We start from the raw sequence: 12941 nt of genomic DNA, 5'->3' as shown, positions 1-12941 counted from the left end.
CGCCAGAGGTACACCACCATGGGCTTCAACTGCGGCATCGTCGGCTTGCCCAACGTCGGCAAATCCACCCTGTTCAACGCCCTGACCAAATCGGGTATCGCGGCCGAGAACTTCCCCTTCTGCACCATCGAGCCGAACAGCGGCATCGTGCCGATGCCCGACGCGCGCCTCGACGCCCTGGCGGCGATCGTCAAGCCCGAGCGGGTGATCCCCACCACCATGGAGTTCGTCGACATCGCCGGCCTGGTGGCGGGCGCCTCCAAGGGTGAAGGCCTGGGCAACAAGTTCCTCGCCAACATCCGCGAGACCGACGCCATCGCCCACGTGGTGCGCTGCTTCGAGGACGACAACGTCATCCACGTCAGCAACAGCGTCGACCCCAAGCGCGACATCGAGATCATCGACCTCGAACTGATCTTCGCCGACCTCGACAGCTGCGAGAAGCAACTGCAGAAGGTCGCGCGCAACGCCAAGGGCGGCGACAAGGAAGCGGTGGCGCAGAAAGCCCTGCTGGAAAAACTCATCGCCCACTTCACCGCCGGCAAGCCCGCGCGCAGCCTGGTCAAGGACATGGGTGACGAAGAGAAGCGCCTGGTGCGCGGCTTCCACCTGCTGACCAGCAAGCCGGTGATGTACATCGCCAACGTCGCCGAGGAAGGCTTCGAGAACAACCCGCACCTGGACGCCGTGCGCGCCATCGCCAAAGAAGAAGGCGCGGTCGTGGTGCCGGTGTGCAACAAGATCGAAGCGGAAATCGCCGAACTGGACGACGACGAGGAGAAGCAGATGTTCCTCGAGTCCATGGGCATGGAAGAGCCGGGCCTGAACCGCGTGATCCGCGCAGGCTACGAACTGCTCAACCTGCAAACCTACTTCACCGCCGGGGTGAAGGAAGTCCGCGCCTGGACCGTGCGCATCGGCGCCACCGCCCCGCAGTCCGCGGCGGTGATCCACACCGACTTCGAGAAAGGCTTCATCCGCGCCGAAGTCGTGGCCTACGACGACTTCATCCAGTTCAAGGGCGAACAGGGTGCCAAGGAAGCCGGCAAATGGCGCCTGGAAGGCAAGGACTACATCGTCAAGGACGGCGACGTGATGCACTTCCGCTTCAACGTCTAAATCGAAATATAGATCTCAGTAGACGCTGATGTACACGAAACCCCTTGATACCCGCAGTATCAAGGGGTTTTTCATGTCTACCAAAATCTACGAGTGCGCGTTGCGATCTACACCTTAGCCGGGTACGCTGCCGGGTACAGCGAATCCATACCCGGAAAGATAACCGGGTACAGAGCGAAGGAAGCCATCATGCCTCTCACCGATACTCAGTGCCGAACCGCGAAACCCAAGGAAAAGCCATACAAGCTCACGGACGGAAACGGCTTGTACCTGGAGGTGAAGCCCAACGGCGTCAAAGCCTGGCGCTATCGGTTCGAGCTGAGCGATGGCGACGCCAAAAAGGAAAGCGTCTTCGCGATTGGCGACTACGTGATCGGTCCGAAAGCAGAATCCCCCGAGCAAGCCCAAGAACGGCGAAATGGCCGACGATTCACGCTTTCTGAAGCACGCGATGAGCGCGTAAAAGCACGCGCGCTTGTCATACAAGGGATCAATCCAGCCCATCACCGTCAACAAGAGCGAATCAAGAAAGCCCACGAGCGAGCAATCACTTTTGAGGCTGTCGCTAAGGAGTGGCTGACACTGAAGGACTGGGAGGAAATCACCAAATCCAAGCGGCTCAAAATGCTGGAGCGGACCGTCTTCCCAAGGATCGGTGAAATACCGATTAAATCAATCACCCCTGCTCACATCCTTGAGGTTCTGAAGGGTGTAGCCCAGGAAAACGGTCCGTCGGTCGCAGCTGAAGCCAAACGGACTATGTCTGGCGTCTTCGAACTGGCAATCGCCACTCTCCGCGCCAGCAACGACCCCGTACACCCTGTTCGAAAAGCATTGCCCGCAAACAAAACACAGCACAAGCGAGCACTCTCGACAGAGGAAATTGGCCAACTTTTGCGAGACGTTGAATCCCACGGCGGGCGCCATGAAACCCTCTGCGCTTTCCGCCTAATGTGGCTGACGCTGTGCAGGCCAAACGAAGCTGTGGAAGCCCAATGGTCGGAATTTGACTTGGACAAGGCCATCTGGCGCATTCCTGCGGAGCGGATGAAAAAGCGAAAGGAACACACAATTCCGCTCCCCAAGCAGGCATTAGAGATGCTGCAGACCCTTCGGAGCATCACCGGTAAGTACATTCATGTCTTTCCGCACAGAGATGTGCGCACCCGACCAATGGTGTCTGCATCGTTCCGCCAGATGCTCAACGTCTTGGGCTGGGGCGGAAAATACAGCCCTCACGCCACACGTACGACAGGCAGCACCAGGCTCAATGAGCTGGGATTTTCAGCAGACTGGATCGAAAAGCAGTTGGCACATACCGAACAGAATGCAGTTCGGCGCACCTACAACCACGCAGAGTATCTAGCCGACCGAACCAAGATGATGCAGCAGTGGGCGGACATGCTGGACACCTGGAAGAACATTGAGAAAGAGACTTTAAGCGTAAGCGCCTAAGAGATTGCCAGGCCCTCCCCTCCATAGCCGGAACAACAGCCCCCCCAAGCGCCCCTCCCCACGATCAATTGGCCAGATTAAAGCCACTCATTCACGCTTGGCTATTTCGGATAATAATTGGGTTGCAGCCCGTGAAGCAGTTTACATTTCCACCGCAGGTTTACTTTCTCTAGAACGGTTGACAAACCCACGAAAAAGCCCATAAGCTTACTCTGACTTTCCAGGCAGTGAGCACCCCTTCATGTTCAAAAAACCATCAGATATCCATTCGTGCCTCACCGACGAATCCGTTGATCGCATTGGCTTCCTGATTGCTCAGGTTCGCTCAGAAAACCTCGATACGGCCAATGATCGTGACACCGGATGGAGCCTGGGCTGCCGCGCTTACACTTGGTGTTGCTCGGAAATTATCGAGTTGGCCAAGGCTGAATCCTGGGTCACCATAGTTAACCCTACTTTGAAATTCATTTTCAAAATAGGGAGCGTCGAGATCAGTTTCTATAAAGGAACAGCTAGCAAGCCAAAGAAAAATATCTATAGCCGAGCTCAGGCTTACCCTGAGCTTCGTCAACTGTCTCTGCTTTCCAACATGATGGTTCCCGAGAAACTAGTTTGGGCTTATGCAGTCGAAACTGATATCGAAGGGCTTACTACTGGAATTGAATTCTTCGGAATGAGCGAATCGGGAGAAGTAATTTCTTCGCGCACTATTCCTCTGCACAAAGTCCCGGCGCTGCCATCTATCATTAACGGCACAGAGAACGCGCCCAAGGATCTTAAACCTGCTCCTGTCTCGCTTCCAAGACCGAAGGACGAGAAAGCAGCAGAGAACGATGAGCCACGGAAAGATGAGTAAAAGAGAGTTTTTCTTCGGAGATAATTTACGCATTGCCCGACTTATGTCGGGCATTTCTTTGAATGATCTGGGAGAAAAAGTTGGCACGACGCGGCAATATATTCACCAACTCGAAACCACAGACAAGACACCTTCTCAGGACCTTATAAGAGCCTTGGCATTCGAGTTAAATGTTGAAGAAGACTTCTTCTCCCTCTCGCTAGGAAATCTTGTAAAAGAAGAAGAGTGTCACTTCAGAAGACAGAAAAGCACTCTAGTATCATCCAGAAGAGAGTGCACCGCCTGGGCGACTCTTCTTTACAAACTTACTGAAGCCCTTGAAAAGTATCTTGAGCTTCCTAAAGTGAACTTCCCCCAGCGCGAAGCCAAAAACTTTTTTGATGTTGAAAAAGCCGCAATGGAGTGCAGGCAGTACTGGGGACTCGGCAATGGCCCCATAACAAATATGGTACGGGTAGTCGAAAACGCTGGGGCAGTTGTATCTAGCTTTGGTGACGTATCAGAAAAGGTAGATGCTTTATCACTACACCGGGGTCGACCGATTATACTGATAAACCCTCAAAAATCAGCACCTAGAATTAGGATGGATATCGCACATGAAGCGGCTCACATAGTTCTACACGACGGAGTTGAGACAGGCGATAGAGAAACAGAAGGCCAGGCGGACTATTTTGCAAGCCATTTCCTACTTCCGAACCAGGCCCTGATTCAAGGCTATAAAAGCAGAAGCAGAACCAGGATAGACTGGCAAGCAATAATATCTTTGAAGCTAAAGTGGGGAATTAGCATTCGAGCAATAATTTACAGACTCAATCAAGCAGAAATAATATCCCCCTCTCAGTACAGAACCGCGAACATCCACCTAAGCAAAAATGGGTGGACAAAATCTGAAGAATACGACAATGAAATTGCGACCGAGTCACCAGAACTGCTTCCCACGGGAATTTCCATTCTAGGAAGTTCATACGGAAAAAACTTCGGCGGCTTACTTACCGAATTAAAGATAAGCAAAGAATTTCTTTCAAAACTAACCCAATCCGAAAAAATAATTCAAGAAATCTTCAAAAACGACTCTTTGCCAGACAACATAACAAACATCGCCGCCTATAGAAAATAGACCGAGACCAGGCCCTAGCCTCATAGGGCCTGCATCTTTATACATGCGACCGGAATTCCGGCAAAATCTTCAAGCTTCAAACTCTAAAAAAACTTCAGCCCTACATCACCGTAATGACATACCTACCATGGAGGCCTACCGGCCATGTCATTGCAGTGCCCTCGCTGTATCTCTCTCAAGATCGCATCTCTGATTCCCGCCATTAAGATCTTCGCCCTGGTCGGCACTGTCAGTGGCGTTGCGCGCGGTGCATCCACAGCCCTTGCCGGCGGTCAGACCGGATCGGCGGCTGGCACCAGCACTGGCCCTTTGGGTATCACCCTGGGTTCGCTATCCGGCGCCTTTCTCGGCGGCCTAGCTTGTGGCGTCGGCGATTGTGCGCTCGGCGCCCAGCTCGCGACCAGTTAGATAGCCATGTGCAAGCCAACATCCGCTGCCTGAATTGCGGCCATCACCTCAACCTCTCGACCTGACCGGCTTTCCCGACCCTCCTCCCGTCCATCTTTCCGCCGGTATCAACGGTACTCGTCTCTGAGAGAAGGGTGTAGCCGAACGGATAAGCATGCGATTGGCGCGTACGTAACACCCGATTACACCGACCTGAATCAAAAAATTTTCACACCTATATCACTGACTTGAAGACCTAACGGTAGGCCTTCTCCCATCGTCAATTCGACCTGATATAGGAAAATCCCCCATGAACTGTCCCGTGTGTAGCTCTGTGCGCATCGCAAAAAAGGACCTCGGCAAAAGAGCCGGAGGGGTCATCGGCTCCATTGGTGGCGCTGCCAGCGGGGTCTCCAGCGTTCTCGCCGGCGGCGAAGCCGGCGCTGCCATCGGCGCTATCGGTGGCCCTCTGGGCATTGCCCTGGGCGGCCTCACTGGCGCCATCCTGGGAGGGCTTGTCGGCGGTGCCACCGGCGCAATGGCCGGCGCCGCGATTGGCTCACAGATCGATGAGCGTGTGCTGAACAACTACCAATGCCTGGAGTGCGGCCACGAGTTCAGCCTTGCTGACTGAGGCCCTGTTGCTCCCGCTCCACCTCTAGCTCCTATCCCCTTCTCGCTTTCCCTTCAGCCGGTGCTGCAGCCATGCAGCGCTGTAGGCCGGCTATTGCTCAAAGGACACTCATCATGGCTCATCTCATCGAACAAATGGCTTACGTTGGCGCAGCCCCCTGGCATGGCTTGGGTAGTCGCCTCTCCCCGAAACAACCACTGGAAATCTGGCAACGTGAAGCCGGCATGGACTGGCAGATCCAGGAAAGCCCGGTGCACTTCAAGGCCGACGCCGTTGGCCACCTGGGCAGCATCCACTCCTTCCCCGAGCAAAAGGTGCTCTTTCGCTCCGACACCAAGGCGCCACTGTCCGTGGTCTCCCAGCGCTATCAGGTGGTGCAGCCGCGCGAGGTGTTGGAGTTCTACCGCGACCTCACCCAGGTCTCCGGCTACGAGCTGGAAACCGCGGGAGTGCTCAAAGGTGGCCGCAAGTTCTGGGCACTGGCGCGCACCGGGCAGAACACCTCACTAAAGGGTAACGACCTGGTCAATGGTTACCTGCTCCTGGCTACGTCCTGTGACGGCACCCTGGCCACCACCGCCACGCCCACCACTGTGCGAGTAGTGTGCAATAACACCCTGACCATTGCCGTCGATGGCGCGACGCGCGCGATCAAGGTGCCGCACAACACCCGCTTCGATCCGCAGTTGGTGAAGAAGCAACTCGGCATTGCCGTCTCGCAATGGGACGACTTCATGTACCGCATGCGTATGTTGGCCGAGCGTAAGGTGAAGTCCAAAGAAGTGCTGAGCTTCATTACCACAGTGCTGGGTGATAGTTCGCCCAGCGGTCAGAAAGCGAATGTCGTGCCGAACATCCGTGCCATGCAGAAGGTGGAGAGCCTGTACCAGGGGCAAGGTCGCGGCAGCAGTCTCGAAGCGGCAAACGGTACCGCCTGGGGTCTGCTCAACGCGGTCACCGAGTTCGTCGATCACCAGCGGCGAGCTCGTAGCACTGAGTACCGCATGGACTCGGCCTGGTTCGGCCAAGGCGCCATCATCAAGCAACGTGCACTGGATGCTGCCTTGAAGCTGGTCGCCTGACTGCAGTTTTATCTTCTCGTTATTGCTCTTCGCCCAATCGATCCTGCAACTACAGCAGTGGTTCTGCAGGTAACTCAGTGTTGGGCAATCACTGCCACCCACCGGGGTCCCACTCCCTTAGGGTGGGCCTCGGAGTTTCATCGGAGGCCTCTCTCATGGGCTGGTTGTTCTCATCTCGTACCCGGTCAGAGCTGATCCAGGATCTGACTCAATCTGAAGACCATGCGCACGCCAGCGTTCGCGTTGTCGCCCATACCTTGCGGGGCAATGTGCTGTGGTCGGTCGCTGAAGTAACGGCAAAGACCGAAGGGGTTCATCCTAACCTCGCTCCCGGTGATTCCATGCATTACATCCGCTGCGACCTGCTGCAACGCAGTGGCGGCGAGTGGGGGTACAAAGCCATGGATGAATCAGCGGCGCCTTGCTACTACAGCTGCCCGCTGCGCTATCTCGACATGGCCAAGTCACTCTCGCCCGAGTGGCGCGAGAAGGTTCGTGCCTATCACACACAGCGACGTCAGTCGGCAATCTCTTCGGCTTGATGGCTCGAGCACTTCCGCTGCTGTTTTTAGTTTCTCCCTCATCCCTCCAACGCCCGACTGGCTCTGCTGGTCGGGCGTTTTTTATGCCCGAAGGAAACCTTTCATGACTCATGCTCACCCTACTCCTCGTCGGCACCGGCAGCCCCCTGCCCTGCGCTTGGTCGGCACTAAAGAACTGTCCCGAGAGGAATGGCTGACGGTGCGCAAGCACGGCATCGGTAGTTCGGATGCTGCGGCTGCGGTTGGCCTCAATCCCTACAAGTCGCAGCTGGAGCTGTGGCTGGAGAAAACCGGCCGCGATGCCGGGCTACCCAAGAGTGATCCGAACGACGAAGAGAGCCCGACCTACTGGGGCAACATTCTCGAACCCATCGTCGCTCTCCACTACACCCGCCGCAGCGGCAACCGGGTGAGGCGGATCAACGCCGTGCTGCAGCATCCGGATCCCTCGTTGAGCTGGATGCTGGCCAACATCGATCGCGAGGTGATTGGCGCGAGCAATGTGCAGGTCCTCGAATGCAAAACCGCCGGCATCAATGGAGCACGTCTGTGGAAAGAGGGTGTGCCGGTCTATGTGCAATTGCAGGTAATGCATCAGTTGGCAGTGACCGGCAAGCAGGCGGCCGATGTCGCCGTGCTGCTCGGTGGTCAGCGCCTGGAGATCCATCGCATCGAGCGCGACGAGGAGCTCATCGCCCGATTGATCGAGCTGGAACGCGACTTCTGGGGCTACGTGCAACGCGATACGCCGCCGCCGGCGGATGGCTCCGAGTCAGCAGAGCAGGCCCTGCGCTGCCTGTATCCGGAGGACCATGGCAGCACCCTGGACTTCTCCGAGCACTCGGTACTGTCGGCCGCATTCGATGAGTTGCAGCGTGTCCGCGCCAGCCTGGAAATGCAGGGCAAGCGTGAGGCCGAGCTGAAGCAGCAACTGCAACAGGCCATGGGCGATAGCAGTCGCGCGCTGTTCGCCAACGGCTCGGTGTCCTGGCGCAAGGCCAAAGACAGCGTGGTGCTCGATGTGCCTCTGCTGCTCAAGGAAAAACCCTACCTGCTGGCGCGCTACCCAACCACCAAGGTTGGCAGTCGCCGCTTCCTGATCTGCTGACGTCCGATTCCCCCTTGGCCACCCCGGTGTTTCCCCTGCACCGCGGTGGCCTTTTTTATTTCATCCACTGGAGAACCACCATGCTCAAAGGCTTGGCCATTACCCCGCCGGTGCTCGGGCGGATTTCCATCGGCAAGGTCGTCGAGAAAAACGGCAAGCGACTGCCGGAGAAAGATGATCAATTCACCATTACCTCGCAGGTCCAGTTGCGCGAAGGTTGGCTCGCTCACCCACTGGACGAGGAGTTGCGCAAAGCCCAGGAGGGCAAGATTCGGCGCATTCCGATCCGCCTGTTGTTCAACGCCCCAGAGCTGAACTTTCGCGCCGAGTACTGCTTGTTCGATCGGCAGTCTGGACGTCCGATCTGTGTCGGCAATGGCGAGACTTGCAAGCGTCGGGGCCAGGACGGAATCGCCTCGCTGCCCTGCCCTTCGCCGGATGGTTGCCCACTAGCGAAAGGTGGCGCGTGCAAGCCCTACGGCCGCCTCAACGTGGCCATTGGCGATGAGGATTCGCTGGGCAGCTTCGTGTTCCGCACCACCGGCTTTAACAGCATTCGCACCCTTGCGGCCCGACTGCAGTACTTTCAGGCGATCTCCGGTAACCGCCTGGCATGCCTACCGCTGGAGCTGCGCCTGCGTGGCAAGTCCACCCGGCAGAGCCATGGCTCGCCGATCTTCTATGTCGACATCACCGTACGTAGTGGACTGTCGATGGAGGAGGCGCTGCTGCAAGCCCGGGAACTCGATGAAGCGCGCCAGGCCTCCGGCTTCGACCAGGTAGCGCTGGATGCGACCGCGCGGCTGGGCTTTGCCAACGGTGCGTTCGAAGACAGCGACGAGGAAACCGTAGCCATCGCCGAGGAGTTCTTCCCGGAACAGTCTGTCGAATCTCCAACTTTGAATGTGCCTGCAGCAGCTCAACCGGCTGCACCGAAACCCACCTTGTCGACGCTGCTGAAAGCTCGTGCCGAAACCCGGGCACAGCACGCTGCGAAATAACACCCACGACGTCTTTCCCCATCAACCTACGAGGAGGATCGCGCCATGAACCTGGTGCGTTTCATTGGTTTGCTGTTCGCGTTTATCGGTGTGTTGGCCAGCTGCGCAGCCGCCATAGCCCTGCTAGTGCTCATGCTGCGTTTCTGGCCCCTGCTGTTGGTCATCGTGCTGGCACTCGTTCTGTTCCGCCAACTCCTCCAGGAAGTCGGCGTCCGCATCTCCGCCTGATCCACACACTGGCAAAAGCAGGAGCCATCCAGGCTCCTGCTCGTTCACTGATTCCCCTTCATTTCATCCTGCCTAATACAGGAGCACTGACCATGATTACACGGTGCCTGATCTGCAATTCCTCCGTGGTGCTGTCCAAGGACGCCGCCAAAGCGCTGGCCAGGCTAATGGGCACGCTGGATGGTTTCTTACGTGGCATCCAGCAGTCGCCAGCTCGCCAACAGCCGATTCCCTCGGACCTACATTGCGAAAGCCCTTTGGAGCGCGCATTCAACCTAATGCTCGATGGCATTTGTGGGGCGGCAGCGAACTGGAATAGCACCGGCGAATTCATTCGCGACGTGCGCCGCTTTCAGTTCATGGAGTACGACTGCCTCTGCCTCCGCTGCGGGGCGAAATACAACGAAGAGCCCGCGCCTCGCGGCTAGCACGGCTTTCTCTGACAGCGCTCTCCCTCTCTCCGTCCAGCAAATCGCTCGTGCCCCGTCGCGGGCCGCCTCATTGATGCGCCTGACCAACGACTTGATCGGGCTTTTTTATGCCCGCAGAAAATCCATGGAGCTCAACCAATGACAGCCATGTTCAAGGCCGGAGAAACCGCCGGCACCTACATTGCCGACACCCCGCTCACTGAAGACGACATCCTCGCAATGGCCAGGCAGCTGGCCTGCCACCGAATGCGAAAAGGCCAAGCCCTCCAGCACCCCAAGGACGTATTCAGCTATCTGCAGATCCTTCTGCAGGAGTAATCACATCGTGGTGGGAAGTGAAGGCTGCGTATCGCTGGCTGAACTGGGTTACCTATGAGGCATGGGAGGGTTACATCGGCTTCTGCATACAGATCCGAAGCGCAGCTCTTACAGGCATCGATGCCTTACCTCTCCCTACGAAGAAGTCACTGCGCCACGGATAGCCTGCGGGCTATCCGTGGCACCACAATCTCGTATTATTTTTTTTGATTAGGCAGCCTATCGCAGGTTTCAGAAGGCCGTGGGCAAACAAAGCGAGAGCAATTAGTGCAGTCCTCTGAGCGTTTGAAAGGTATCGATGTCTTCGTCTGTGTGGCTGACCAAGGAAGCTTCGCTGCCGCCGCAGATTGCCTGAGTCTCACAAGCTCGGCGGTGAGCAAAAGCATCGCGCGACTCGAAGCGCGCCTGGGCTTGCGCCTCTTCGAGCGCACTACCAGGCGGCTTGCCCTAACCGACGCGGGAAATGCCTTCTACCGCACCTGCTCGAGAGTACTGGCCGATCTCGAAGAGTCCGAGCTGTCGCTCCACGCGGACTACGTCGAAGCACGGGGACGTGTGCGGATCGATTTGCCGGCCGCCTATGGTCGTCTGCATGTAATGCCTGCGCTGCTCGACTACTTGCGCCACCATCCCCTCCTGACGCCGCACATCTCCTTCACTGACACCTTCGTCGACCCCGTTGCCGAAGGTATCGACATCCTGGTGCGCATTGGCGGTTCGGACGTGTGGCCGGAGGAACTGGGGCACCGCTATATCGGCACCCAGCGCTTCATTTTCTGCGCGGCACCGTCGTACCTGGAAGCGCGCGGCACCCCACTGGCCGAGAGCGACCTCGATAGCCATGACATCGTCGTCTATGGGCATACCGATGGCGCGGGCAGTCACTGGCACTTGGCTGGCGCACAACCTGGCGAGCGGGAGCGGCGAGAGATGCCCGCGCGGATGACCATCGGTGATGGCGAGGCCGTGGTTCTCGCGGTTGCCCAGGGTTATGGCATCGCCCAGCTGCCCACCTGGCTGGTCAAGCACAAGCAGGCCAACGGCGAAGTGGTGGAAGTACTTCCGAACTTGGCGACCGATGGCTTGCCGATGAACCTGGTGTGGCTGAAAAAGCGGGAAGCGCTGCCCAAGGTCAGCGTGCTGCTGAAGGTGCTGGCAAGCACGCTGCGGCACGACGGGCACCAATTGGTATCGAACAATTCATGAATTTAAGTCCGCACACCCATGAATAATCGCCAGCGATAGGAATTTACCGAACGAATAAGATGGCGGCCTTTACTTAAAGAGCCGTCGTTATGAGCGCACACGAACCAACCCCGCTCGATGTAGTACCTGCTCGTCGCGCCCGCATCGGGATCTTGATTCTGGCCATTTCGGCCTTCGTGATCGTCACCACCGAATTCTTAATCGTCGGGCTCCTGCCGAGCCTATCTCGCGATCTGGGCATTTCGATTTCGACAGCAGGGCAGCTAGTGACGCTGTTCGCCTTCACCGTGATGCTCGCCGGGCCGCCGCTCACCGCCGCCCTCGCACACCTGGACCGCCGCAAGCTGTTTGCCGGCATCCTGCTGCTGTTTGCGGCCTCGAATGCCCTGGCAGCCGCGGCGCCTAACCTCTGGGTGCTAGCCATCGCCCGCTTCCTACCAGCATTGGCACTGCCGCTGTTTTGGGGAACGGCTAGCGAAACCGCTGCGAGCCTGGTCAGTCCCGCACACCAGGGGCAGGCGGTAGCGCGCGTCTACCTGGGTATCTCCGCCGCCCTGCTGCTGGGCATTCCGTTGGGCACCCTGGCTGCCAACGCCATCGGCTGGCGCGGCGCTTTCTGGGCTCTGGCGACCCTGTCGCTCCTGATGGCAGTGGCCCTGCTCCTGTGGATGCCACCGGTGGCGCGTACGGCCCGGGTCAACTTCGCCCGCCAGGCGCGCATTTTTTGTGAACCGTTTTTCCTCGCCAACGTGGCACTGTCGGTTGTGGTCTTCACCGCCATGTTTGTTGCATACACGTACCTCGCCGACATTCTCGAACGCATTGCCGGCGTGGCGCCGGCGCATGTCGGCTGGTGGCTGATGGGCTTCGGCGCCATCGGTCTAATCGGCAACTGGATCGGCGGCCGCGCAGTCAGTCACTCGCCGCTCAAGGCAACGGCGCTGTTCCTGGTTATTCTTGCGCTGGGTATGGCCGCGGTGGCGCCATTCGCCAACTGGCCAGTTGCGCTGTGGGGTGCGCTTGCCCTCTGGGGCATTGCCAACACAGCCCTGTACCCTATCTGCCAGGTACGCGTGATGAGCTCGGTGGAGCACTCACAGGCACTGGCCGGAACCACGAACGTGTCCGCGGCCAATGCTGGTATCGGGCTCGGCGCATTGCTAGGTGGGCTGGCCATCCCAGAGCTGGGGCTAGCGTCGATCGGCTATGTAGCGGCAGCTGTGGCGCTGGTCGCCGTGTTGCTAGTACCTATTACGGCTCGTATGCGGGCTCGCCCCTGATCCGTCTTGATCGCACAGCAGAGGCTGTCTGTGCGGATGAGTGCGATGACAAACAGGAACATCCCCTGCGATCGCGATGACCACCTGCACTCATTCAGCTCAACGAATAAAGCTGCTCCTGCCCTCAGTAGAGAGTGAGTAAGACGGCCAGTGCTTGCCTGGCCGCTCACTTAGTCT

General features: G+C 57.8%; 13 protein-coding genes and 1 pseudogene. All 14 read left to right on the top strand.

Going from position 1 to position 12941, the window contains the following annotated elements; genetic code table 11:
- The first annotated feature begins 18 nt into the window (after nucleotides 1-18).
- The 14 genes and pseudogenes from ychF (at nucleotide 19) to P3W75_RS11570 (ending at nucleotide 12764) form a co-directional block, all read left to right on the top strand.
- Nucleotides 19-1119 (top strand): redox-regulated ATPase YchF, encoded by a 1101-nt coding sequence (gene ychF, locus P3W75_RS11640; RefSeq protein ID WP_276227501.1) that lies wholly within the window; start codon nucleotides 19-21, stop codon nucleotides 1117-1119.
- 189 nt (nucleotides 1120-1308) lie between these two features.
- A complete protein-coding gene (locus P3W75_RS11635; protein WP_043157457.1) occupies nucleotides 1309-2574 on the top strand; it encodes a tyrosine-type recombinase/integrase in 1266 nt (421 codons plus the stop codon).
- Nucleotides 2575-2815: 241 nt separating this feature from the next.
- Nucleotides 2816-3430: a hypothetical protein gene (locus P3W75_RS11630; protein WP_147311980.1), complete on the top strand. Its 615-nt coding sequence runs from the start codon at nucleotides 2816-2818 to the stop codon at nucleotides 3428-3430.
- Entirely contained in the window at nucleotides 3408-4547 is a 1140-nt protein-coding gene (locus P3W75_RS11625; protein WP_079392140.1) for a helix-turn-helix domain-containing protein, read from the top strand. The genes P3W75_RS11630 and P3W75_RS11625 overlap by 23 nt, the downstream gene beginning before the upstream one ends.
- 697 nt (nucleotides 4548-5244) lie before the next feature.
- Nucleotides 5245-5568 (top strand): hypothetical protein, encoded by a 324-nt coding sequence (locus P3W75_RS11615; protein ID WP_043157458.1) that lies wholly within the window; start codon nucleotides 5245-5247, stop codon nucleotides 5566-5568.
- A 113-nt stretch (nucleotides 5569-5681) separates the two neighbouring features.
- A complete protein-coding gene (locus tag P3W75_RS11610; protein WP_033970295.1) occupies nucleotides 5682-6650 on the top strand; it encodes a DUF932 domain-containing protein in 969 nt (322 codons plus the stop codon).
- 155 nt (nucleotides 6651-6805) lie between these two features.
- Nucleotides 6806-7192, top strand: coding sequence for a hypothetical protein (locus P3W75_RS11605; protein WP_276227500.1), 387 nt, complete (start codon nucleotides 6806-6808; stop codon nucleotides 7190-7192).
- A gap of 103 nt (nucleotides 7193-7295) precedes the next feature.
- Entirely contained in the window at nucleotides 7296-8300 is a 1005-nt protein-coding gene (locus P3W75_RS11600) for a YqaJ viral recombinase family protein (RefSeq protein ID WP_043157463.1), read from the top strand.
- A gap of 80 nt (nucleotides 8301-8380) precedes the next feature.
- Nucleotides 8381-9301 carry a hypothetical protein gene (locus P3W75_RS11595; RefSeq protein WP_043157466.1) on the top strand — a complete coding sequence of 307 codons (921 nt, stop codon included), beginning with the start codon at nucleotides 8381-8383 and terminating at the stop codon, nucleotides 9299-9301.
- Between the two features lie 45 nt (nucleotides 9302-9346).
- A complete protein-coding gene (locus P3W75_RS11590; RefSeq protein WP_024767088.1) occupies nucleotides 9347-9529 on the top strand; it encodes a hypothetical protein in 183 nt (60 codons plus the stop codon).
- A gap of 92 nt (nucleotides 9530-9621) precedes the next feature.
- A complete protein-coding gene (locus P3W75_RS11585; RefSeq protein ID WP_043157471.1) occupies nucleotides 9622-9957 on the top strand; it encodes a hypothetical protein in 336 nt (111 codons plus the stop codon).
- 141 nt (nucleotides 9958-10098) lie between these two features.
- Nucleotides 10099-10336: pseudogene (locus P3W75_RS11580) on the top strand (hypothetical protein).
- A 209-nt stretch (nucleotides 10337-10545) separates the two neighbouring features.
- On the top strand, nucleotides 10546-11484 hold the full coding sequence (locus P3W75_RS11575; protein ID WP_043157474.1) for a LysR family transcriptional regulator: 939 nt from the start codon (nucleotides 10546-10548) through the stop codon (nucleotides 11482-11484).
- Nucleotides 11485-11573: 89 nt separating this feature from the next.
- Nucleotides 11574-12764, top strand: a complete 1191-nt coding sequence (locus P3W75_RS11570) for an MFS transporter (RefSeq protein ID WP_116825777.1) — start codon at nucleotides 11574-11576, stop codon at nucleotides 12762-12764.
- Nucleotides 12765-12941 lie beyond the last annotated feature (177 nt).

The sequence above is a fragment of the Pseudomonas citronellolis genome (assembly GCF_029335315.1).
Taxonomy (GTDB): Bacteria; Pseudomonadota; Gammaproteobacteria; order Pseudomonadales; family Pseudomonadaceae; genus Pseudomonas; species Pseudomonas citronellolis_A.
Note: the sequence above shows the minus strand (reverse complement) of the source record. Positions and strands in the feature narration are given on the sequence as shown.